Annotated in this window: 22 protein-coding genes; 3 read left to right on the forward strand and 19 right to left on the reverse strand. The window is 48.7% G+C overall.

Features of this window, described 5'->3' with window-relative positions; genetic code table 11:
- Nucleotides 1–45: 45 nt before the first annotated feature.
- Nucleotides 46–615, reverse strand: a complete 570-nt coding sequence (gene ahpC / locus MHM89_RS06115; protein ID WP_045978974.1) for an alkyl hydroperoxide reductase subunit C — start codon at nucleotides 613–615, stop codon at nucleotides 46–48.
- A gap of 256 nt (nucleotides 616–871) precedes the next feature.
- Between ahpC and MHM89_RS06120 the strand changes: the two genes are divergently transcribed.
- The 3 genes from MHM89_RS06120 to MHM89_RS06130 are packed head-to-tail and all read left to right on the forward strand — an operon-like array spanning nucleotide 872 to nucleotide 2,518.
- Nucleotides 872–1,291 (forward strand): DUF3429 domain-containing protein, encoded by a 420-nt coding sequence (locus MHM89_RS06120; RefSeq protein WP_045979059.1) that lies wholly within the window; start codon nucleotides 872–874, stop codon nucleotides 1,289–1,291.
- A gap of 55 nt (nucleotides 1,292–1,346) precedes the next feature.
- Nucleotides 1,347–1,712, forward strand: a complete 366-nt coding sequence (locus MHM89_RS06125; RefSeq protein WP_026111246.1) for a hypothetical protein — start codon at nucleotides 1,347–1,349, stop codon at nucleotides 1,710–1,712.
- Between the two features lie 2 nt (nucleotides 1,713–1,714).
- Nucleotides 1,715–2,518, forward strand: coding sequence for a Rossmann-like fold-containing protein (locus MHM89_RS06130; protein ID WP_239408362.1), 804 nt, complete (start codon nucleotides 1,715–1,717; stop codon nucleotides 2,516–2,518).
- Here the strand turns inward: MHM89_RS06130 and MHM89_RS06135 are convergent.
- The 18 genes from MHM89_RS06135 to wecC form a co-directional block, all read right to left on the reverse strand.
- Nucleotides 2,454–3,212, reverse strand: a complete 759-nt coding sequence (locus MHM89_RS06135) for a hypothetical protein (RefSeq protein ID WP_239408363.1) — start codon at nucleotides 3,210–3,212, stop codon at nucleotides 2,454–2,456. The genes MHM89_RS06130 and MHM89_RS06135 overlap by 65 nt on opposite strands.
- Nucleotides 3,185–3,907, reverse strand: a complete 723-nt coding sequence (locus MHM89_RS06140) for a CpsB/CapC family capsule biosynthesis tyrosine phosphatase (RefSeq protein WP_239408364.1) — start codon at nucleotides 3,905–3,907, stop codon at nucleotides 3,185–3,187. Before MHM89_RS06140 ends, MHM89_RS06135 begins: the two co-directional genes overlap by 28 nt.
- An 8-nt stretch (nucleotides 3,908–3,915) precedes the next feature.
- Nucleotides 3,916–6,129: a polysaccharide biosynthesis tyrosine autokinase gene (locus tag MHM89_RS06145; protein ID WP_239408365.1), complete on the reverse strand. Its 2,214-nt coding sequence runs from the start codon at nucleotides 6,127–6,129 to the stop codon at nucleotides 3,916–3,918.
- A 14-nt stretch (nucleotides 6,130–6,143) separates the two neighbouring features.
- The gene (locus MHM89_RS06150; RefSeq protein WP_022945851.1) at nucleotides 6,144–6,659 is read right to left on the reverse strand and encodes a polysaccharide biosynthesis/export family protein; all 516 of its coding nucleotides are present in this window, start codon (nucleotides 6,657–6,659) and stop codon (nucleotides 6,144–6,146) included.
- Nucleotides 6,659–7,855 (reverse strand): outer membrane beta-barrel protein, encoded by a 1,197-nt coding sequence (locus MHM89_RS06155; RefSeq protein WP_239408366.1) that lies wholly within the window; start codon nucleotides 7,853–7,855, stop codon nucleotides 6,659–6,661. The genes MHM89_RS06150 and MHM89_RS06155 overlap by 1 nt, the downstream gene beginning before the upstream one ends.
- Nucleotides 7,856–7,871: 16 nt before the next feature.
- Nucleotides 7,872–9,272 carry an undecaprenyl-phosphate glucose phosphotransferase gene (locus MHM89_RS06160; protein WP_239408367.1) on the reverse strand — a complete coding sequence of 467 codons (1,401 nt, stop codon included), beginning with the start codon at nucleotides 9,270–9,272 and terminating at the stop codon, nucleotides 7,872–7,874.
- A 137-nt stretch (nucleotides 9,273–9,409) separates the two neighbouring features.
- Nucleotides 9,410–10,144, reverse strand: coding sequence for a WecB/TagA/CpsF family glycosyltransferase (locus MHM89_RS06165; RefSeq protein ID WP_022945848.1), 735 nt, complete (start codon nucleotides 10,142–10,144; stop codon nucleotides 9,410–9,412).
- Nucleotides 10,145–10,153: 9 nt separating this feature from the next.
- Entirely contained in the window at nucleotides 10,154–11,176 is a 1,023-nt protein-coding gene (locus MHM89_RS06170) for an acyltransferase (protein WP_239408368.1), read from the reverse strand.
- Nucleotides 11,173–12,381: an aspartate-semialdehyde dehydrogenase gene (locus MHM89_RS06175; protein WP_239408369.1), complete on the reverse strand. Its 1,209-nt coding sequence runs from the start codon at nucleotides 12,379–12,381 to the stop codon at nucleotides 11,173–11,175. Before MHM89_RS06175 ends, MHM89_RS06170 begins: the two co-directional genes overlap by 4 nt.
- On the reverse strand, nucleotides 12,371–13,450 hold the full coding sequence (locus MHM89_RS06180; protein WP_239408370.1) for a glycosyltransferase family 4 protein: 1,080 nt from the start codon (nucleotides 13,448–13,450) through the stop codon (nucleotides 12,371–12,373). Before MHM89_RS06180 ends, MHM89_RS06175 begins: the two co-directional genes overlap by 11 nt.
- A gap of 2 nt (nucleotides 13,451–13,452) precedes the next feature.
- The gene (locus MHM89_RS06185; RefSeq protein ID WP_239408371.1) at nucleotides 13,453–14,778 is read right to left on the reverse strand and encodes a phenylacetate--CoA ligase family protein; all 1,326 of its coding nucleotides are present in this window, start codon (nucleotides 14,776–14,778) and stop codon (nucleotides 13,453–13,455) included.
- A complete protein-coding gene (locus MHM89_RS06190; RefSeq protein WP_239408372.1) occupies nucleotides 14,779–15,786 on the reverse strand; it encodes a hypothetical protein in 1,008 nt (335 codons plus the stop codon).
- Nucleotides 15,786–16,628, reverse strand: coding sequence for an AAC(3) family N-acetyltransferase (locus tag MHM89_RS06195; protein ID WP_239408373.1), 843 nt, complete (start codon nucleotides 16,626–16,628; stop codon nucleotides 15,786–15,788). Before MHM89_RS06195 ends, MHM89_RS06190 begins: the two co-directional genes overlap by 1 nt.
- On the reverse strand, nucleotides 16,612–17,859 hold the full coding sequence (locus MHM89_RS06200) for a VpsF family polysaccharide biosynthesis protein (RefSeq protein ID WP_239408374.1): 1,248 nt from the start codon (nucleotides 17,857–17,859) through the stop codon (nucleotides 16,612–16,614). Before MHM89_RS06200 ends, MHM89_RS06195 begins: the two co-directional genes overlap by 17 nt.
- The gene (locus MHM89_RS18895) at nucleotides 17,852–19,270 is read right to left on the reverse strand and encodes a lipopolysaccharide biosynthesis protein (RefSeq protein WP_239408375.1); all 1,419 of its coding nucleotides are present in this window, start codon (nucleotides 19,268–19,270) and stop codon (nucleotides 17,852–17,854) included. Before MHM89_RS18895 ends, MHM89_RS06200 begins: the two co-directional genes overlap by 8 nt.
- On the reverse strand, nucleotides 19,263–20,411 hold the full coding sequence (locus tag MHM89_RS06210) for a VpsD family glycosyltransferase (protein ID WP_239408376.1): 1,149 nt from the start codon (nucleotides 20,409–20,411) through the stop codon (nucleotides 19,263–19,265). Before MHM89_RS06210 ends, MHM89_RS18895 begins: the two co-directional genes overlap by 8 nt.
- Nucleotides 20,408–20,953, reverse strand: a complete 546-nt coding sequence (locus MHM89_RS06215) for a serine acetyltransferase (RefSeq protein ID WP_138542793.1) — start codon at nucleotides 20,951–20,953, stop codon at nucleotides 20,408–20,410. Before MHM89_RS06215 ends, MHM89_RS06210 begins: the two co-directional genes overlap by 4 nt.
- Entirely contained in the window at nucleotides 20,953–22,206 is a 1,254-nt protein-coding gene (gene wecC, locus MHM89_RS06220; RefSeq protein ID WP_022945837.1) for a UDP-N-acetyl-D-mannosamine dehydrogenase, read from the reverse strand. The genes MHM89_RS06215 and wecC overlap by 1 nt, the downstream gene beginning before the upstream one ends.
- Between the last annotated feature and the right edge of the window lie 8 nt (nucleotides 22,207–22,214).

Below are 22,214 nucleotides of genomic sequence, written 5' to 3' on the forward strand. Positions count from 1 at the left end.
ATAAGGCGGTGTTGCCACCGCCCGAGTGTTGCGATTTAGGCGTTATTAGATTTTGCCGACAAGGTCGAGCGAAGGTGCAAGCGTTTCTTCACCTGGCTGCCAAGAGGCTGGGCATACTTCACCGTCGTGAGTAGCGATGTACTGTGCCGCTTGTACTTTACGTACTAACTCTTTAGCGCTGCGGCCTATGCCTAGGTCGTGCGTTTCAACCACTTTAATTTCGCCTTCTGGGTTGATAACGAAAGTACCGCGTAGCGCTAGGCCATCTTCTTCAATCATCACACCGAAGTTGCGAGTGATTTTGCCAGTTGGGTCGCCAATCATTGGGAACTCAATTTTATTAATGGTTTCAGAAGAATCGTGCCACGCTTTGTGGGTGAAGTGAGTGTCCGTAGACACTGAATAAACTTCAACACCCATTTCTTGCAATTGAGCGTAGTAGTCAGCCAAGTCACCTAGCTCCGTAGGACATACGAAAGTAAAGTCCGCTGGATAGAAAAACACGATTGACCATTTACCTAATAGGTCTTGCTCGCTTAGCTCAACGAAGTCACCTTGGTGATAAGCCGTGGCGTTAAAAGGTTGGATTTTGGTGTTGATCAATGAGTTGCTCATAAATTACCTCATGTTGTCTGTCATCAGTTTTAAATAATTAGCGGCGTGTGCCGCTTCGTTGATGAATAAGATAGAGGTTGTGCTTTAACAAATAAAACAGATTGATTCGATTACAACCATCGATAAATATGATTAACACTTAAACTTACTGCGATTTCTCAGACCGTTAATGGCTTTTTCGCCTGAACTCATTGAACTCTTTAACCTGCGCCACGTACAATTAGGAAAAGCATCCGCGCTGAGGTCTACTTTGTCTATTGCCCGTTATATCAATCATATCCAACTAGGTTACTTAGGATTACTGCCGTTTTTAGCCTTGGTTGGATGGAGCATGCTCAGTGGTCGCACTGAGTACGCTGGCACCATGTTCATTTATTATGGCATCGCGATTATGAGCTTCCTTGCCGGTCAGTTATGGCGCCCCGGTGAGCAAAGCTATGGGCGCGCTATTGCTGCCGTTATTCCCACCATCCCGCTGCCGCTGTTGGCGCTGGGCAATGAGCTGTTTACATTGGCGTGGTTAAGTGCCAGCTTTTGGCTGGTGCTGGCCATTGAAGTAAAACAGCCACAATGGGCAGAGCACCACAAGGACTATCGCAAGATGCGCTTTGTGCTTACCTCAGTGGTATTTGTGTGTCACTTGCTGATGATTGCCGCCATGCTCGACAGACCTTAGACAGCTTCACAGCAATACAGTACACTGCGCGCTCTGATTTTTCGGTGAGATGGCCATGATTGACGATTTACGCAGTGCCCTTGAGCAGTTGGGCGAACAGTTCAGCGAAAAAAACGCCGCATTCAAGGTAAAGGTGGTGCCGTTTTTTTGCTCGGTACGCATTAAAAAAGACCATAAGCACGAAGGCACCCTGCACTTTTATGCTAACCAATTTATAGATGCGTGGTTGGTGTGTTTGTTTATTTTATTCGGGGCATTAATTTATCAGCCTGAGCTTGGCCTTACCCACGGCCCTATCCACTTTGCCATTGCCGCTTTTGTGGCCCTGCGTTTAATTATCCGCCAGGTGGCTATTGAATCACTGAAAGCTCGGCTCTATTTGTTGCAACCCCGCTCCAATGCCCCGCAGAGTCACGAGTAACGATGTACTTAAGTGCTCAGTGGCGTATTTTAACGGTCGGCGACGGCGATTTAACCTTTACCCGGGCGCTTAAACGACGCTTTGCAGACGCCCATATCGTCGGCTCGGTGTATGACTCAGAAGCGGTACTGCGAGAGAAGTATTCCAGTCACGGCATTGATGAGTTACGCCAAGCCCAGGTACCGCTGTATTTCAGCTTTGATGTGACCAACCAGACCTGCTGGCAACGCCTTAGCACGGGCTTTGATGTCATCATTTTTCAGTTTCCATTGCTCAGCCAACTAGGCTCTAAAAGCGCCTTTGCTGCAGCGCAGCAACAAGGTGGCCTCAATACCTTGAATCGCGCCCTGTTACACCAATTTTTACGCTATGGTAGCGCCTATGGCCTAGCTAAACACGGTGCCGGGCTTTGCTATATCACCTCAAAAGACGTCAAACCTTACAGTCATTGGGGTCTTGACCACGCTCTGTGTACTGGTCTTGATATACAGTATGTCGGTGAGCAGCCCTTTAATATTGATGATTTCCCCGGTTACCGTATCCGTAACGTGGACCGCAATAAACATGTCAAAGACACCAAAGGAGTCACCTACAGCTACGCGCTGAACCCCAAAAACGTTGACTTTCCCTATCACCGTCCGCGTTATTTAGATGATACCAACTATTGCCCACTGTGCCATGCTGGCCCTTTTTGCAGTGAAAAAGACCAGGCTCAACACTTCGAGAGTCGCCAACACCAGCTTATGCTGGGTTATCAGCAACACTGGCAAAATTGGCTTGCGCACGCTTACAAAGGTTATTCATGACCTGATGCTGCTGTTGCAGTTTCGCCACTTCATGACATAACAAGGTTTTGCGCATTCGCAGTTGGGCTCGTTCCCACAAAAGCCAGGCGCCATCTCGTTGCACTAATGCTCGTTGCAGTTGAATACGCAGTGCTTGGCGCTGCTCAGCATTGAGTTCAGCGTAATATAAAAGGTAAAACTCAACACTGGTGATATTAACCTCTTTTATAAAGGGCCCATATTGTTGCGCCTGTTTTAAATACTGCCACACCGAATCGTTGATTCCATCCAGAGAATAGCTTACTTTTGCCAACTCCAGCCAAGTATACGGCCAGCTCGGTCGCAAGCTCAGTGAGTGCAACAATTGTTCTTTGGCTGTTCGCAGTTCAACGCTATCGGCATAGCCATGCGCAAAGCCATACAATGATAGCTGCGCCTGAATCGTGTGGTATTGTGCATGGTTAGGAACGAGCTCAGCAGCGCGCTGCAGACGCATGTGGGCGCGCATGTAATGGGTCGAGCCGACGGCTGGCCCCAACTCATCTTGTTGCAGCTGCAAGTGCGACAGCAATGTTTTACCTTGTAAATAGGCTAGATTGCCCTGCAAGGCAGCAATGGAGCCCGCTGCCAAGCCAATACTGATCAGCATAAGCACGGCGGCTGCCAAGTGCCGAGGAGTTAACCGAGCTAAAATAGACCTTGGCATAGACGCCATGGGTTCTCCTTGGTGTAGCGTTGGGCCAGCTCCTTGCCGACCAGTTGCTCAGAGCGCTCACGGGCCTGCGCTAGGCGAAAAGGTCGACGTTCGCAACTGTGGGCATCACTGGCTATCAGGTCAACGTCACCCTGCTCTAGCCACTGTACTGCGAGTTTTTCACTGTCATCACCAAAATCCCCTAGCAAACTCCCTGCCGTCACTTGAATTAAGCACCCCAAGCGCTTAAATCGTGCCAGCAAATGTGGCTTCGCCTTAATTTCTCTATTGCGCTCAGGGTGCGGCAGCACCACTGTTAAGCCTTGGCGATTTAACCAAGTGATCAGCTTGTCGGCACCGAGAGGTACATGCGAGTGCGGCAACTCTAAGAGTATTGCCCGCTCTGGGCCTTGACCATGAAATAGCGCAATGAGGTCCCTGGAGAGGGCTGCCATAATTTGCGAGTCAATGCGCACTTCACTGGCAAAAGCAACGTGAATATCGAGCTGTTGCTCACGTATAGCTTGCTGCAACCGCGCAAAACTTTGCGCGACTACGGGTTGGGTGTTGTCAAAGCGACCAAAGTGCAGATGCGGTGTGGCAACCACATGGGAGATCCCTTGCGCCTTAGCTTGTTCGAGCATGGCGATACTGTGTTGCCACTGCTGCGGTCCATCATCTATCCCGGCCAACACATGGTTGTGAATATCAATCATAGCAAGCCTTAAGTTGGTGCATTTGCTTGGGTATACCCATGGCTATCGTAGTAGCCATAATGGGCATTATGACCCTGCTTTTGTTTGCCATTAACTTGGTTCAGCAGCACCCCACAAACGTTTGCTTTAGCATCAATTAAGCGGTGTAGCCCGGCCTTCACTAATCCCTGACGTGTCGACCCTGATTTAACGACATAGATCACTGAATCGCTGTGCTGGGAAACAACAAGCGCGTCACTCACCGCCTCTAAAGGTGCCGTATCAAGCACGATATAATCGTATTGCTGGCGCAAGTGTGCCAACAAGGCCTTAAAGTTTTCGCTACTGAGTAGCTCTAACGGATTAGATGGGATTTGCCCAGCACACAACACGTGAATATTCGAATGTTCATCAACGTGAATACACTCCTCAAGCTGCTGAGTGTTCGCAAGGACATTCGCCAGACCTGGCTGGTAAGCCGGAAGAGAGAAGCGCCCAGCCAGCGAAGGACGACGCATATCAGCATCAATTAATAACACTTTTTCCATTTGCCCTAGCGAGAAAGCGAGGTTGATGGACGTGGTTGATTTCCCTTCACCCGGCACCGATGAAGTCACTTCAATCACTTGATTGTCACGGTCCATCTGACTGAGTACCAGCGACGTTCTAAAGGTGCGCACCGCCTCCGCAAAAGCCAACTTACCTTTATCAAAGAAGGTGTGCGTTGGCAGCGGCTTACGTTTTGATGACGGTAAACTCGGCAACACCCCTAGCAGTCGCTGACCGAGCTTATTTTCTACTTCTTCAGCGTTGTTCAGCGTGTCGTTTAGCGCGTCGGTTAGAAACGCCAGCACGATACCGAAACCTAAGGTCGCAACGAACGCCAATACGACGATTAACTTACGGTTTGGCTTCGCTGGGTTCGTCGGCTGGTAGGCATAATCGGTAAACCGAGCGATTGGCGAATTGAAATCACTGGTGACTTCGGTCTCTTTTGAGCGCGATAAAAAGGTATCATAGATATTGCGGTTGGTTTCCACTTCACGTTTGAGCTGATGATACTCAGTTTCTTTACGCGTTAGCATTTGAAAACGCTGACGCAATTGCTCCACATCTTGCTGCAACGCTGACACCGTACTATTGGCGGTGCGCATCTCTTTTTCTAAGCCCATCACCAAAGAGCGAATTTGTGCCGATAAGTTTTCCTGCACAGTAGCAAGCTCCGCTCGCGCGGCAATCATTTTAGGGTGTTTAGGGCCATATACTTGTCGTAATTCACTCACTTTGCGCTGCGCGGTCACAACCTCGCGCTTCACGTCTTGAATCACTTTGTGAGTGGTGATTTCGTTGATCGATTCCAACCTGGCAATGTCATCACGGCCATACTCATCCACCACGCGCATAATCGCGTTGAGCTCGCTTTGGTTACGCTTCGCTTCCACCAATTGTTGCGCGGTTTGCTCTAATTCACGACGCACTAACCCTACAACGCCCTCAATATCTACTAAATCCTCACGCTCTCGGTAGCTTTGCAGCTTCTGTTCGGACTTATCCAAGCGCTCTCGCAGGATACTTAGGCGGTCGTTTAACCACCCCGAAGCCTGTTTAGCAATGCCCATTTTCGCTTGCATCGCATGAGTAATGTACGCTTCACCAACGGCATTGGCGACATCAGCAGCCAGCGCCGGATCGCTCGACTCATAGGCGATAACCACCAACTGGGTTTTACGGATCGGATGAATACTCAGCCGCCGCGAAAACGCGGTGATAATTTTCTGCATTCGTTTTTCGTAAGCTTGCTGCGCATCGGCGGTGCTTGGCAGTGTCTGTGGCTTTTGTGGAATATATTGCTTCACCCATTGCTTAATATCGTACATAACCCAACTGAGCATACTAGGCTTGGGTTGAAAATCTCGATGCTCAAGCAGGTTCAATTGCTCTATCACATCTCTGGCAATGGCTCTGGAGCGCAGAATCTCATATTGGGTTTGATAGTACTCTTTTTTTGAGGCATCTAAACCATAGACCTCTTCAAAACTGACCGCTTTACGCTGCTGCGCCTCAATCAGTAAGGTGGCGCTAGCACGGTATGAAGGAGTCAATTGCAGCGCCCACACCATAGCTAGGGTGGTAACTAAAATCGCCAAGAGCGCAATGCGCCACTTAAACTTGTTAATGACTTTTAAGTAATAGCCCAGAGTCACAACCTCAGCGGCGCCTGTATTGCGTGTTGCTGTTTTCATTCTCTACCCTGAAATTAGAAGAACCGTTGCTCTATTTTTATGGTGTCACCGGCGGCGACCTGAGATTGCAAAGACGCTTTACTGCGCTTTGCCTGTTGCTGCTGTTCACTGAGCAAAAAGATTTTGTCTGTGGAGGCTCGCTCAGTGAGGCCACCGGCCAAGGCGATAGCTTGATCCACCGTCAGTCCTGGTTGATAGGGGTAGGCACCAGGCTCTTCAACTTCGCCATGAATATAGAAAGGTCGGTAGCTGACCACTTGGGCGTAGACATTGGGCTCAACGAGGTAGTCGCCTTTCAAGCCACTGTAGATCAGCTGCTCCACTTCTTTTACTGTGAGTCCTGTCAAGGTAAGCTCACCCAAAAAGGGGTAGCTGACTACGCCACTTTTGCCCAATAAAGCATCTATATTAAGGTCCGGCTGACCAAACACTCTAATTTGCACTTGATCGCCCGGCCCGAGCTTATAATCGCTGTTGGCAACCGCCCATTGACTACATAGTGCCAGCAGCACTGCAGCTAGCCACCGCATTAACGACTCCCCATCAACGCAAACTGTACAGTCAAACCAATGCGATTGCGGTCAAAGGCTAAATCGTCGCGAGTAGAGTTGTCATTGCGCAGTTCGTAATAACTTGATAGCACCACGCTTGGGCTCAACGCGTAATCCATCGCCAAAGTGAGCCCACGTAGCGAGTCTTGACGGTTTACACCGACAAACTCATCATCGGTGTACGAATACGCCACCTTAGTTTGCAGGTTTTCACGCCATTGGTGCACCCACTGCGCCTCGTAGAACGTCTCGCGAACATAATCGCCTTCAACTAAAGGGTCGCGAGCACTGCGTGAAGTGGTAAAGCGAAAGTGGCTATAAGTCAGCGGCTGCCACTTAATCTTGGCCTGCCAACTGACCCCAGAAAAGTTCTCACGGGCAGCATTAGCAAAGTCCTTTTTTTGATAACCGACTTTGATCTCACCTTCTGTTAGCGCCGTTGCTTCCCAGCTGTACCCAGCATAAGCCTGATAATCATCGGAATCGCGAGTGACACCATTGATGTCAACAACATCGTAGCGATAGTTGTTTTGATGTACGGAGACGAACACGTCTGAGCGTGATTGTGAATTAAAGTAAAGTGTGGCGCCGAAGTTTGCTTTGTCGTAATCACGATACTGCGTAATGGTCTCAAAACGCGTGTAGTTTTTGTTGTAATAACCCGCATCAAACTTAACACGGTACATCGCTGTTTGTGCGCCAAACTCATAGTCGGCGTGGTAATCCTGCTGCTCGTAAGTGAGCGGCTCAGCAAAGGCATTAGGTTGTCCTTCAGACAGGCCTTCACCACGGCGCTCAACATTCCAATCGGCGTCAACACGCACATTGAAGCGATGACGTCGTGACGGTTCAAAGTGAGACAAGTAACCAATATGGCCATCGGTATAATTGTCTGCACTACTTTGAATATAGGCCGCTGAGCTCAACCGTGTGGTAAGCTGATGACGGTTAATGCCGTCATCATACGCCATCTCTAACTCTGGCGTGGCAGTGTAAATCATACTGCTTTGTTCATTGTTGGCCGTACTGAAAATATTATCATCGTACATCGCGCCTACACTGAGCTTGGGCGTTAATTCAAGGCCATTTTGGGTGATATAGCTGCCTGGCTTTGGCATCGCTGCATGGGCTGTTGTCGCACTCAATAACGCTGCTGCCAGCATCGACTTTCTCATTCTCCACTCCCTGATATTAATACGCATTTTTCCCAACGAAGCCTTTGAAAATAGTCATAAATATAATTTTTATATCAAACCACAAAGACCAACTTTTAATGTATTGGAGATCGAACTCCACCCGCTTTTCCATTTTCTCTAAGGTGTCTGTCTCACCGCGCCAGCCATTAATTTGTGCCCAACCTGTGATCCCAGGCTTAACCTTGTGACGGATCATATAAAACTCGACTTTCTTACGATATTCCTCGTTATGTGCCACAGCATGCGGACGAGGGCCGACAATGGACATATCGCCGAATAAAACATTAAAAAACTGCGGTAATTCGTCCAAACTGGTGCGCCTCAAAAACCCACCGATGGGGGTAATGCGTGCGTCGTTTTTCGTCGCTTGACGCACCACAGCATCGTTTTCCATTACTTTCATTGAACGGAACTTCCAAACCCGAATACGCTCGCCGCCGAGGCCATACCGGTCTTGTACAAACAACACTGGTCCCGCAGAGGTTAATTTAATTGCAATTGCTATAGCGATAAGCAGTGGTGAGATGAGCAATAGGATTAACGCCGCGACGACGATATCTTCAGAGCGTTTGATAAATTCTCGCGCACCTAAATAAGGCGACTCAAACACGCTTAGGGTATCAAACCCACCGACGTGGTCGATGCGCGCATGAATCAAGTTCGAGAGTAAAAAGTCAGGGACAAAGTGTACGTCAACAGTGGTATCCCCAAGTTGACGCAAGATATCGGCAATACGCTTGTCGGCTTTCATCGGCAGAGCAATGAACAGCACATCGACTTCACCGCGACGAGCAGCGTTGACGGCCTCACAAATTGCTCCTTGAACATGGAAATGCAACTGCTCGAATACTCTATCTGGTTGGCGGTCTTCAAAAAAGCCCACAAAATCAAAGCCCAACTCATCATGCTGACTTATTTCCCTAAATAAATTGGCCCCTGACTCGGTCGCGCCAATAATAGCGACTCGTTTTAAGCTAAAACCAAGCTTTCTTTTATTCACTTTATATAAACGAATAAACAACCGCCAACTAAACAGAAATATAAATGAACTAAGAAACCAAATAAACAAAGTTAAACGTGACAAATTTTCACTAAACTTAAAACCAAAAGCGAAGATGAATAATGCACCAGTTGCAATAACTAAAGAGAGCCAAGACCAGCTCACCATATGCTGAAACTTACCCGCTCGCCAACTGCGATAGACGTTAAAAACTTCCGCAGTGTAGAGGTAGCAGATCATCAAGATAAGAAATGCTACTAGGTAATGCTGATCCAGCTCTACGCCACGTATAGCAGCGGCTATAAAGAGCCCGGCAGTGATCGAAAACAAATCCATCAAGCGGTAGAAAACACCGCTGGAGGTTGGGTTATTCTTAAATGTTTTATCGCTGGTCATGGGTGCTCCAAGCTTAAATTCAGCCATCCTAGTAACAGGTGAAATTATAATCCACAATCCCACCAAGTAAAATAGATTTAACTAACTTATCTATAATAAACATTTAACCATGAACAACGGGTTAACTATAAGCGCTGTCATCTATTTGTCATGCGCTCTTTCATTAACAAATAAGCGAAGCGGCTATTCGTAACAAGGTAGCGTTTCCACATTCGTCCGGGTTCTTGCAAAACGCGATATAGCCATTCCAACCCCGCATTTTGCATCCACTTTGGCGCCCGCTTTACTTTACCGGCAACAACGTCAAAAGTGCCGCCAACGCCCATAACGAAGTTGACGCCGAGCTGGTCTTGCCAGCGGTTGATAAAGTTCTCTTTTTTCGGCGAGGTGATGGCCACAAAAAGTAGCTGCGCACCGGATGCCTTGATTTTCTCAACCACAGCCTGCTCATCATCCCAAAAATAGCCATGGTGATACCCCGCTACATTTAATTGCGGATTTTGCTTTTGCACCACCTCAGCTGTACGAGCCACCACTTCGGGTTTAGCGCCAAGTAAAAACACACTGAATTGTTGCTCGGCGCTCATTGCCAGTAGCTCATGAAACAGGTCAACGCCGGCAACGCGCTCTGGTATGTCATGACCACAGGCTCTTGCTCCCCAGACCACACCCATGCCATCAATATTGATGATGTCACAAGCTTTAACTGAGTCAGCGAGTTCAGCATCACGTTGCATATTGACCAATTTGGCGACATTAACCACCACGTGCTGAAGAAAGTGCCCGCCCTTAATATGATCGCGGATCACCGTTACCGTCTCCGTCATTGTGGCGCTATCCATAGGGGCATTTAAAAATTGAATTCTTTTCATGATTTCTCCTTAATATCCGGCAATATAGCGACTATATCGCTTGCCGATAAGCCGTTGGCCAATAGTGAGCGCACCGCACGCAAGCGCAAGACACAGCGCCATTGCGACCACGGAGCTAAGTACATAGCTAATGTGTGCCAAGGGTTTGGTAAGTAGATACAACTCGTAGGTAAACAAGCCGTGAATAAAGAAGATGCCAAAGCTCATCATCGCCAATTGTGACAGCGGCTTGAGTAAACTGGGGTGTCGTTGCAACCACTGCTCTACGCGTAAATCGCTTAATAACAATAACAACACGCAACTGAGCATCGCTTTTTGTACAAACAGCCAATCAACAGCATACAAACCTAAGCGTGGATGATGGGCATTGCCAAACTGCTGTAAATGCAGGCTTTGATATAGCCATACGCTAGTAGCAGCCGCAGCTAAGCTGACTATCAATGCTGTCGATACTGGTCGACAGCGCTGCAGCTTTTCACAGCTCAAACCCAGTAAAAAAGCAGGTAAGAAATAGAGTAAATTGTGTGCGAGATGGGTCAGCTCTTGCGGGCGCCCAATACGCATGGAGAGGTAGCATAAGGGGATTAACATTAGGGCCTGCAACCACAGCGACTGAGCATGATACAGTTTGAGCATTGGCGTAAGCGAGAACATCACCATAATAAAGGGCACATACCAAAGCGGGAATAACGCTCCCCCTAAGCCCACCTCTATAAGCTGATAATCTTGGCAGTACAAACTTAAGGTGCATTTAGAATACGCTTTGGTAAGCGCCAATAAAGAGATACACACAAAAGGTGGAATCAACAGCGCCTCTTTCTTGCGCATAAAATCAGTCCAGCGCTGCTTCGGCCAGCTGATATGCGCCGCTAAAAAAGCGGACAAAGCAACAAAGAATACCGATGAGTTAGCGACCAAATTTTTATATAGATAGTCAACGGCAGTCTTTTCGTCGCCCATCAATGAGGTGTGCTGCGCGACGACCAAAATAATCGCCAGTGAGCGCATTGCGTCAACCCCAGCAAGCCTCACGCTGCCTCCTGCTCAACGCGGGTACGCTGCTGCACAAGCGCCAACTCACTAAAGCTGTAATATACCCAGGCCTGGGTCCAACGCATATAATTGACTTTATTGGTGTAGCGTTTGCCTTTTTGATACACAAAACGGCCACTGCGCTGCTCGTAGAGCAACTCCACGCTGCGAGTGAGTATTTTATCCGCCAATGCGAGTTGCTCGGCATTGGGGTTAACCTTTAGCAAAGTTAATAGCGCCTGGCAGACGCTGTGCATATCCAGTGGGTAGGGATTATCGTGATAGTACTTCGCCGTGCCTTGGCTATCAAACAAGTGCTCAGTATAAAACTGCAAACCACGTTCTATCGCCGCGTCAAACTCTGTCGTTTGCAATTGCGAACGCACAATATCCAACGCCTCGAGGTTATACCCGGTGTGAAAGCCGTCAATGAACTGATGATGATGACGTGTTCCATAGACCCACGCACCCTGCTCATTTTGTGCTTGTACTGATTGTCGCGCAACCTGCAAGGCTAAGTCGCCGTATAGGCTGTCATCATAATACGCAGCGTAGGTCGCCACCCAAGCCGCTGCCCACAAACTGGCATTGTGTACGAATGCCGACTCACCTGGAATATAGGCAAAATAGCATTGCTCTCGCCCCTGTTCGTCCGTGGTCTGCGTATATAAATGGTTTACCATAAAGTGGGCGCTTTGCATTGCACACTGTGTGTACTTATCTTGCTTCGTCACTTGCCCAAAAGCATGTAAGGCTTTGGCAACATACAGGGTGGTGATCACATTGGGCTTGCCTTTGGGCACATAAAACGCCCGGGCATTCCAATCAAAGTGATACCCCCAGCAAGGCGCTCCCCACTGCTGCTCATCGCATTTCTGCGTAAGTAACCAGTCCGCTAAATGTTGTGCTTCATGCAAGTACTTTTGCTCACCACTGCGCTGATAATCATTCACCAAGCCTAAGATAAATAATGCCACGCCTTTGGGGTTGCGTTTCTTGGGCACCAAGCATAAGGGCCTGAAGTTGATGGGCGAGCGTTTGAACAGCTGCGTCCATGCCAGCCCAAATACGCCCTTGCGCAATATAGGAGCAACAGAAAACAGTCGACTGTTCAGGCCATCAAAAGGGTCATAGCCGGCATAATCATCCGCTTGCGCTAAATTTAAGGTTTGCTGAGCCAGTGTATTAGCAGTCTTAGTGTTCATCGTGTAGCTCCCGGTACAGGGCGTCTAACTGCGGGATCACCGCCTGCTTGGAAAAGTTGTCTTCAAAGCGTTGTTTCGCATTAGCGGCTAATCGCGCGTTAAGGCCACGATCGCCAATGGCATTGATGAGCAACTGGGCCAACGCTTTAACGTCACCGGCAGGACACATCAAACCGCTATGTTGATGTTGCAAGGCGTCAGGTATGCCTCCGGCATTGGAGGCGACCACGACTTTTTGCGCAGACATGGCCTCGAGCACACCCATAGGGAAGCCTTCGTTGTAGCTAGGCAGGCAATAAATATCCGCTCGAGCAAGATAGTCGAGCTTTTGCTCACCACTGATCCACCCTAAAAAGCTAACATCCTGCTCTAACCCTAATTCAGCAACCTGAGCTTTAAAGGTGGCCATATCACCATCGCCACCGAGTGCTAAGCGTGCGTTAGGACACTGTTTTTTTACCTCAGCAAATGCCGCAATTAAATCTCCAACCCCTTTGCGTTGGCCTAGACGGCCCAAAAATAGAATCAATCCAGGCTCGGTGCGCTCAGTCCCTAATTGCAAAGAGTCCACGGCGTTGTATATCACTTGTACTTTACTGGGGTCATTAACTAAGCTCTCAACCCAGCTTTGCCACTGTGTGGAGAGCACAATCACCTTATCTGCGAGCTCGTAGGTATGACGAATATGGGCTTGTTTTTGGGCGTCACATTCGTTTTCGAAGAATTCACGAAATTCGGCGCCATGCAAATGCAACACAACCTTCACTCGAAAGCGTTTTAGCAATCTAATAAGCAGCGATTTGCGTTGATAACTGCCCCGCGATGCCATATGAATATGCGCCACCGCCACACGGGAACTCAATAAAGTCCACGCTGTTTGGGTATAGGCGAAGAGAAAAGTAAACAGCCGTTTTAGGCCCAACTTTGACGTGTCACGCTGATGGGTGGCGATATGCTTTACATGCCAGCGGGAGAAAAACCCCGAAGATTCCAACGTATGCAAGACCGTAGCTATACCGCCTTGGCCGCCTCGCGCGGTGGCTAACGTAATGTTTTTGTACTGTTTCATCCTCATTCCTCAATGCTACAAAGCGCTTGGCGTACCTTGCCCGATGCGGTTTTTTCTAGTTGCGATACCGGTGTTACTTTCACCTGCATGCTTTGACCCAAGCGCTCCTTGGTATTGCTTATTAATTGCTGGCGCTGGTGCTCATCAAAGCGCCTATCATCTATTTGCACTCTAACCTCGACCGCGCCTAGGCGATGTTGCACAAACTGACACCCTAGTAAGCCGTCAACTCCTTTAGGAATATGGTTAAGCACGTAGACCTTCTGCCCTTGTTCGGCCACCAAGTAATCCCCTTGGCGGCCCTCAATGGCGCTAATAACAGGATAATGACGACCGCAGGGACAGCTTTGTTCATCGCTAAGCTGGACAAAATCGCCCGTGCGATAGCGAATGAGTGGAAATAAAGAGTTGTTAAGGTTGCTTCCGATCAGTTCATAACGATTACCATCGATATGGTGCAACTCAACTTCAGCGTAATCGTTGAGAAGGTGGTAGTTACCATGCTCACAATTGGCGATCGCTGCAACACGCTCAAATAGACCATACCAATCAAATACTTTGCACTTAAAGCGTGACTCAATCAGGGCTCTGTCTTCGGCGCTTAAAGATTCTGATGAGGTGATGACTGACTTTAATGGCGCCGGGTAATAGGTATCACAACTTTGTAAATATTTTGCCAAGCTGACAATTGACGAAGGGTAGGCTTGGATAACATCGACACCAAACTCCACCATGGCGTCGATGTAACTCGCCATATTAGCTGTGGTTAAATGGAAGGAAGACAGCATGATCATATCTTCGAACCACGAATAACGCCAAAACGGCGCCTTTCGTTGCTCACCTGGGACAATCATATCTCCGCGAAGCCACGCTCGCTTATCTCCTTTTTGATACCCCGCCCACTGTCGGTGGCGATTAGTAAAAGCTCGCTCACGCATGACCGATTCTTTCGATTGGTAAATCACTAAAGGACTGCCTGTGGTGCCACTGGTTGCCCCTTTGATCTTGACCCCTTGATGTTCGGAGTCTAGAAAATCACGATGCTGAGCTTTGACAGTGGCTTTATCAATCACACTGTATTGCCCTAAATCAGTGCCTTTATCGCGATAAAAAGGAACCCGGCGAGCCGCGTGTGTAAGCATTTTTTCAAGCCGCGCTTGGCGATAGGCATCGCATTTGTGCACATCGTATTGCAACTGTTCAAGCTGCGCTGTTAGCGAGCGAGTGTGTCGGTTATCCCGTAGCTTCTGACGCAAACCACCATAGACCGAGGCCAACACATTTTGCAGCCAAATCGGACTGCGCTTGTACATACGAGACGTATACATTTACACCGTCTCCCGCGCATCTGAGAGAGTGATAAATTGACCCTGACGCTGTGCTCGTTTAAGCGTGTATGCAAAAGGAGAAAACCATGAATAGTCTTTGGCATGTCCAATAAGTACGGTGGTAGACAAGCACTTTTGCTGCGCCAAAGCTAAAAATCGCTGTACTTGTGCTCGGCTACTTAGACACACATCGAAGTTACTGTTTGTCAATTTGTGTGGCTGCAAAGGGGCAGCTGGCTTAACGCTACGCTGATAACCAATGCGCTTTAATTTTTTATTAAATAACCGCGTGTATAAACGCGCCAGAGAGATTTTTTCTGGTAACGAGCTGCGCAGCGTAAGCAGCGGGTACTCGATGACTTGTGTAGGCTCATCACTGCCAGGCATGGGCTGAGGCAAGAATGAGTCACAGTCGGTGTAGTCGTATTGACACAAGGCCTTATTGGCATAAAAGCCCGGGCACAAAGATGATTCAGTATCAAAGCCTGCAGCGCTTAGTGCTTTCACACTCTGCGGATTAAAGCCGATATTGTAGCCACCTGCACGAAAAGCATGACAACGATATTCGCTGTTGAGGGGCTGAATTAATGCTTCCAGAAAAGCTTTACCGGCGAGCAATAAATCAAGCTGACCTGGGGTGCCATCAGCACTGGTTTGATAAGGCAAGGCAGAAAATCGCCACCAGTCAAAGTTGAGCTGCCATTGTCCTTGACGGTACTGTGCTTGATACCATTGAGGGTGCAGGTGTAATTGTAAGTCGTGACCTAGAGACACCATACGCTCGAGCTGGGCTTTAATATGCTTGGCATCGTCGATAAAAAGAGCGTTGCCGCTGTCGGCTTCTTTAAAAATCGCTTCGAGCTCAAGATATTCGATGAAAAAAGTAGCGCGTATTCCCAACCGTTGCATGGTTTCGAGCATTTTGTCTGTGGGCGCGACCAAGTGCTTAAGCACATCGCCCTTGCCACTGCCAAACAACTCATAATCAAACGTCAAAATGTACTTCATTAGCTCTTCTTCCTTGAGATGTTTTGCGCGAATAGCTGCTGGCATTTAGGCAACAGTTTAGAGTTGTCGATAGCATAACAAGGCGAAACTAAACGCTGACTTAAGGTAACCAATTGGGGACAATGCAAATCAAAAAATGTGCTCGACTCCATCAGCGGCTCGCGAATGTCATGCACAAAAGTGGTTACGCGATGTTGTTTGCCTTCATGAATCACCGTTGCTGCAAAGGACTTGTCGCCATAGAGATATCCCAGATCTTGCTCATACAGGTCTTCAGCACAGTGCACCATCGAACAATTACGTACGCCCAAACCGATGGACTTGGAGTGCTCCAATTGTGCCAGCAAGTAATAGGGGCTATGCGCATCATAAGGCGTCTGGCTGCGCTGGTGATGAGCGGTAATTAGTCGGCTGTGTTGGCCCCAAGCGGCAACGGCTTTAATAGGGTGGATACTGATGTGACTGTGCTCATCATCAGCTAGAGTTTGCGCCAATACCCCGGTGCCACAGCGCATATGAGCGCTATCAAAAATACGCCCGGCCTTTAGCCAATCTTGCGACAACCCTGGCGGGTAAAATGGCATGGCCAAGGTCCCTGTAGGGCCGACAATTTGCTTTAGTAGCTCGAGCAATTGCTTGGGAGTAAAATCAGCATGCAAAAACCCAAAACCACAGTGCACTAACAATGCATCCCCTTGCGCTATCTGCAAATCATCGAGCAACACCGCTCGCATCTGCGCCAGCGTGGTTTTAGGTTGCGCGTTTAAAGCCTGACGTTGGCGACGGTACTTTATTTGCCGTAAATGGGCATAAATAGACGATGACTTAAGTCGCGCAAGCATGGCTAGCTCCTTGGGCCCGAATCGATTGTTGGGCTTTTTGTTGAAGTTTTAAAGCACAGAACAAGGCACAGTAAAGTAGTAACAATACCGGTGTTTTTGTTGTTAATGAGTTATTGGTTACCCCCACAATCATAAACACACCAATCGCGGTACGGCTGACTAAGTTCCCGTGATAAAAGAAATAACCTAGGGGCAAGAAAGCGGCGATAAAAAGCGGCACAGCACCAATCAAGCCAAAATTAAAAATCCATCCTACGAGGTAGTTTTCAATAACCGAGATATCAATATAAAACTCGATAGCAGCCATCAAACTCGCTGAGGCGCCGAACACCCACTCTTTTGGGCTTAACTGCTCAAGCAGATAAAACACATCTAAACGCGCTGTAGCACTGTGATCGATATACATTTTCGAAGCGATACGTTCCGTGATCCCCGACTCGATAAGCACCACAATAAAAGCAATAAAGGCGAAATAGCCGAGCATCATAAGTACCGCTAGATACCGCCTGTCAACGGCCACACCACGGGTTAAAAATCGCCACAATGCGGGCACGGCACACACTAAGGCGCCAAGGCAAAAGAGTGCTAACGCTGCCCGCCCACCAAAAGCAAACAGCGCCAAAATCACTAGGCCGATATAAGCAAAAGCAGGGAGTCGAGTGTAGGAGCAGAGCAACAAGGCTAAAGCCACGGTGATCAGGGCATTGTTCAGGGGGTGTGTCATCAATGCGGTTGAGCGAAAAAAAGCAAAAGAGTCAAACTCAACGCTTACTATACGAGTATTTAATACGTACTCCCCCACGGCAAGTAAGGAATTAAACAGCAACAAGTAAGCAAGTAGCACCAAAATACGCTGCAATTGCGAGTGTGATAATTGCGCTAGTAGCACTAACAACAACAATGGCGCTAAAAAGGTATTAACCATATAGGCCATGCCTGACGTGCCTTGTGTGGCTAGGCCATAGACGATAACAGCGCTTAGAGCGATAAATGACCACCACCAAATAGACGCTAACTGACCTAATTCAGCAACACTTGCTGCCATGCCTCTGCTCAACACCAATAACCCAAATAACGCCAGTAAAATGTATGCATAAAGGTGTATTTTAACCACTGGCGAGCCGCCTTCTGATACGTAGGCGATACCGAGATTTTCAAGCAGGTAGCCACCGAGTACCACTGCACTGAATAAGGCTAATTGTAGGTATTTTGCTAATTTAATTTCAGACACTGCGCCGCCTCCAGTTGAGGCTCTGGCTACGTATAGCGAAGGTATTTAGTAACCAGTGCATCAGCGCATAGGTCGTGATCCCTACCAGTACACCAATAACAAGCTGCTGCCAAGGCGCAAGTGATACAAGGGTGCTCAACAATGTATAAAGCACTGCGCCCATCACCGTTGTCGCCAGTAGCGTTTTATAAAGCTGTGCTGGCCAGGTAAAGTGGTAACGGTAATAATGCCCAGTTATCAACGACAGCAACGCTGCGACACTCATAGCAATAAGCAACGCCAATGCAGCACCTAAAGCACCTAGCTTGGGTACCCATGTAAACGCTAAAGCGAGCTGCAAGGCAAAGCCCACAGCAGTGATCAGCGGTAGCCATTGAGTGCGCAACCTAAACTGTAAGCCATGGTCTAAATAGTGGCCGCGTAGATTCAAAATAAAGGTGGCGGCGGCGATAGCATAAAATACGCGTAAATCTAGCTGCTGATAGCGCTCACCTAAAAACACAGTGATCAGCGGCTGTGCCAGTAAACACAGCCCGGTCAGCGCCGGTATCGCTAACGCACACAAATACCCACCATAGCGGCTATGAGCCTGACGCAATTGCTGCGGTTTGTCGGTGAGTTTGGTCAGCTCTGGATACAACGGCAGTGCCACGACCATAAACACCAGTGCCATTAAGCCCACTAACAAGTTGGCTATGCCGGCGTAGAGCCCAGCTTGCTCTAACGAAGTAAGCTGAGCAATGACGATACGGTCACTGCGTGTCGCCAATACTCCGAGAGCACCGGTAAACATAAAAGGTAAACCATAGTGTAGAAACTCTCGGCGCAGCACCGGTGTGCCCTTATGTCCCTGAGGGTTTCTACGCAAAGTAAATAACAAGGCGATGGCGTTACTCGCTACCAAAGCAATTAAGGCGCTATGCAGGGCACCATCAAGCCACAGGCAACCCAAGGTAAGCACCACGGATAACACCGCTTGGGTCAAGGTTGCATAACGATAGCGATTAACTTGCTCACACACTCGAGCGCGCTCAAGGTAGTAGGTATATGTTCCTTTGGCAACGAACAGCAGAGCAACCCAAAGCATATTGCTCCATGAGAACAGCGAAAACACCCACAAGCATAAGGCTACAACCAGTACTGCTACCGCTGCAAATAACCATAACAACGAGCTACTGAGGCACAAAAGCTGCTCACGCTCTGGACTTTGTGCACTGGGGTAAAAGCGTAACAGTGCAGTATTAATCCACTGCGCAAACATAGAGCGTGTGCTTTCCATGATCACCAGCAGTACTGCCAAAAGACCGTATTCGCTTACCGCGAGAAAGCGAGTTTGTATAGCTATGAGCGCAAACACACTCAATGCTGAAAATATCTGTACTGGGGCGTAGCTGAGTAACTTATTAAACACCCGCTAGCTCCTTGTACAACTGCTGATACTGGGCATTGACTCGTTGCGCCGAAAAAGCGTCGGCGATGAGCTGAGGCTCAGCACTGCCGCTATCCTCGAGCACCTGACTAACTCTTTGCACCGCAGCGTCGATATCATTGCTATCGATAAAGGCGCCACCCGCACTGATGAATAACTGTGGCTGCTCAGCCAATACACCCACGCGCGTCGAGACCACGTTAAGACCAGCAGCGACCATTTCCAAGGGGGCCAAGCCAAAAGTCTCCTCTTGTGAACAAAACAAGCCCACATGTGCTTTGCCATAATGCTGCGCCACTTCAGACATTGACAAGGCACCGGTAAATTGCACGTTAGTCGAGATCCCAAGCCGCTCGATTTGAGCGTCTAACTCCGCTTTATAGTCATGATCACGTACCGGGCCGATAATGCACAAATTTACCTCACGGCTTTGATTTAGCTTCGCCACAATATCAATAGCGACATGAATGCCTTTTTTCCGGTGGATCATTGCACAGGTCACTAAGGTGGGGGTGTTAAACTTCTCTACCGACGCTGTATTTACAGCAAAAAAAGTGGGATTAATGGGGTTTGCAACGACCTCTGCATTTATTCCCGTTTGCTGGGCAATACACTGTCGCAGCTGCTCGCCTACACAGGTAACTTTATTCGCCCTATGGCGTGACAAGCTCGGCAGAATACGCTCATAGAGCAAGTCATTGAGCATCGACACTGACTTACGCCCTAACTTTCCAAACGAATGCACTGTCACCATTTTCGCAATGTGTTTGGGCACGCCAAGCAACAACGACCAATAATGACTGTGCACCACATCCGCGCGGTGCGCCCGGCAAAACTTGCGCACTTGCCAGCACTGATAAATCACGCCAGGTACTGGCACTCCCGCGATCTTGCCCTTGCTAGGTACAAAGGTCACATGCACTTGTTCGCTTAGGCGATAACGCGTGAAATACTCTGCTGAAGACTGACCAACTTTCAACGCGAGCACTTCGTACTGACACCCGGGCGTTGGCGTCGTTATGAGTGCTTGCAATAACTGTTGGCACACACTATCGACGCCCCCGGCGTTATCGCTGCCCCAGTCAATGGTGCTTAACGGTGCAACAATCACTACTTGGGTCATGAATTAACCTGCACTGGATTTGCAATATAGGTTGCCTCACCATGTTCGCGCACCACTTTAGCCGGGTTCCCGACAACGGTGGCATGCGCAGGTACATCCTTGATCACCACAGCTCCCGCGCCTACCTGAGCACCATCGCCAATATGTACGTGTTCAACCACACTGGTGTGTGGTCCAATGTATACATTGTCACCAATATGCGCTGCGTGACCATGGTTTGAACCAATCACGGTATAAGGGCTTAAATTACAGTTAGCGCCAATTTTAGCGCTGGCATTAACAATAATGCCGGTGCCATGACCCAAGTACAGCCCAGGCCCGACCTGCACTTCCTTGGGCAACTGAATCTGATACCGTACTGATAAATGTTTATGCATCAACCGCGCAAAGCCGCGCACCAGGGTGCTGCGAGCACGACACAAGCGAAACCAAAACACATAGTTGAACGAGGGGTTCACTAATAAATGCTTGATCAGTAACACCCTAGAAACCCGCCCGGTTTGCCGATATAAATCGGCCTTAATGAGCTGCTTAGGTGTCATCACGCCAACACACCTCGGGTATCAATCACCACTTTACGGGCAAACTCGGTTTTGTCGGCATTTTTAAATTGCTTATGATCAACCAGTACAACGACGATATTTGCAAGCTCTAGCGCCTGCTCCAGGGAGGTCAGTTCAACCCCTTGGGCACCAAGGTGACTAGGAAGCTCATCGATGTTCGGTTCAACAGCCAATACGGCACCGATTTGTTGTTGCGCTAAGTCACTGACAATGTCTAAAGCGGGGCTTTCTCGTAAATCATCAATATCAGCCTTAAATGACAGACCAAGGCAAGCAATAACCGGGCGCTTAAACTCATCCGCCGCTTGCTTTATTTGCTCAACCACATAGCTTGGCTTGCCGTCATTGACCAAGCGCGCTTGTTTAATCAGCTTTGCCTGCTCGGGAGCACTGCTAACAATAAACCAAGGGTCGACTGCGATGCAGTGACCCCCCACCCCTGGACCGGGATTAAGGATATTGACGCGGGGGTGGCGATTGGCCAAGCGAATGAGTTCCCACACGTTGATTTTTAGCTTGTCACAGATCAACGATAATTCGTTGGCAAAGGCGATATTCACATCGCGGAAAGAGTTTTCGGTTAACTTAGCCATTTCTGCGGTGCGTGCATTAGTGATAATACACTCGCCGCGAACAAAGTTTTCATACAGCTCAACCGCGCGTTTTGAGCATGCTTGCGACATACCACCAATGACGCGGTCATTGGAAACTAGCTCCTGTAGTACATAGCCAGGTAGTACACGCTCTGGACAATGGGCGATTTTAATATCTGCGTTGTCACCCACTTGCTGTGGAAAGCTCAAATCTGGACGCGCTTCGCTTAACCAAGCAGCGAGTTGTTCGGTGGCCCCAACCGGGGAGGTCGATTCAAGAACCACTAGATTGCCTTTTTCCAACACCGGCGCAATCGCTTTGGCCGCACTTTGGATATAACTTAAATCGGCCTCTACTGGTCCACTGTCATTATCTTTAAAGGGAGTGGGCACCGCGACCATAAACGCATCCGCTCGCTGAGCTTCGGTCGTCGCACGCAGGTTGCCGGTGGCAACCACACCGCGTACCACAATGTCTAAATCAGGCTCAACGATGTGGATTTTTCCTTCATTGATGGTATCCACTGCTTGCTGATTTACATCAACGCCAATGACATTAATGCCACGCGAGGCGACAACGGCGGCGGTAGGCAGGCCAATATAGCCCAAGCCGATAACTGAAACTGTTTCAAAATTCATAGTAACTA

Origin of the sequence: Pseudoalteromonas sp. CNC9-20 (assembly GCF_022347875.1) — a bacterium.
Classification (GTDB): domain Bacteria; phylum Pseudomonadota; class Gammaproteobacteria; order Enterobacterales; family Alteromonadaceae; genus Pseudoalteromonas; species Pseudoalteromonas ruthenica.

Bases quoted from the DNA above. Each gene is read 5' to 3' on its own strand.
- MHM89_RS06215 (WP_138542793.1), bottom strand. From the start codon at position 20,953: ATGACACCTAAGCAGCTCATTAAGGCCGATTTATATCGGCAAACCGGG.
- MHM89_RS06155 (WP_239408366.1), bottom strand. From the start codon at position 7,855: ATGAGAAAGTCGATGCTGGCAGCAGCGTTATTGAGTGCGACAACAGCC.
- MHM89_RS06165 (WP_022945848.1), bottom strand. From the start codon at position 10,144: ATGAAAAGAATTCAATTTTTAAATGCCCCTATGGATAGCGCCACAATG.
- MHM89_RS06190 (WP_239408372.1), bottom strand. From the start codon at position 15,786: ATGAAGTACATTTTGACGTTTGATTATGAGTTGTTTGGCAGTGGCAAG.
- MHM89_RS06135 (WP_239408363.1), bottom strand. From the start codon at position 3,212: ATGGCGTCTATGCCAAGGTCTATTTTAGCTCGGTTAACTCCTCGGCAC.
- MHM89_RS06145 (WP_239408365.1), bottom strand. From the start codon at position 6,129: ATGAAAACAGCAACACGCAATACAGGCGCCGCTGAGGTTGTGACTCTG.
- MHM89_RS06195 (WP_239408373.1), bottom strand. From the start codon at position 16,628: ATGCTTGCGCGACTTAAGTCATCGTCTATTTATGCCCATTTACGGCAA.
- wecC (WP_022945837.1), bottom strand. From the start codon at position 22,206: ATGAATTTTGAAACAGTTTCAGTTATCGGCTTGGGCTATATTGGCCTG.
- MHM89_RS06125 (WP_026111246.1), top strand. From the start codon at position 1,347: ATGATTGACGATTTACGCAGTGCCCTTGAGCAGTTGGGCGAACAGTTC.
- MHM89_RS06175 (WP_239408369.1), bottom strand. From the start codon at position 12,381: ATGAACACTAAGACTGCTAATACACTGGCTCAGCAAACCTTAAATTTA.
- MHM89_RS06130 (WP_239408362.1), top strand. From the start codon at position 1,715: ATGTACTTAAGTGCTCAGTGGCGTATTTTAACGGTCGGCGACGGCGAT.
- MHM89_RS06140 (WP_239408364.1), bottom strand. From the start codon at position 3,907: ATGATTGATATTCACAACCATGTGTTGGCCGGGATAGATGATGGACCG.
- MHM89_RS06180 (WP_239408370.1), bottom strand. From the start codon at position 13,450: ATGAAACAGTACAAAAACATTACGTTAGCCACCGCGCGAGGCGGCCAA.
- MHM89_RS06210 (WP_239408376.1), bottom strand. From the start codon at position 20,411: ATGACCCAAGTAGTGATTGTTGCACCGTTAAGCACCATTGACTGGGGC.
- MHM89_RS06150 (WP_022945851.1), bottom strand. From the start codon at position 6,659: ATGCGGTGGCTAGCTGCAGTGCTGCTGGCACTATGTAGTCAATGGGCG.
- ahpC (WP_045978974.1), bottom strand. From the start codon at position 615: ATGAGCAACTCATTGATCAACACCAAAATCCAACCTTTTAACGCCACG.
- MHM89_RS06185 (WP_239408371.1), bottom strand. From the start codon at position 14,778: ATGTATACGTCTCGTATGTACAAGCGCAGTCCGATTTGGCTGCAAAAT.
- MHM89_RS06160 (WP_239408367.1), bottom strand. From the start codon at position 9,272: ATGACCAGCGATAAAACATTTAAGAATAACCCAACCTCCAGCGGTGTT.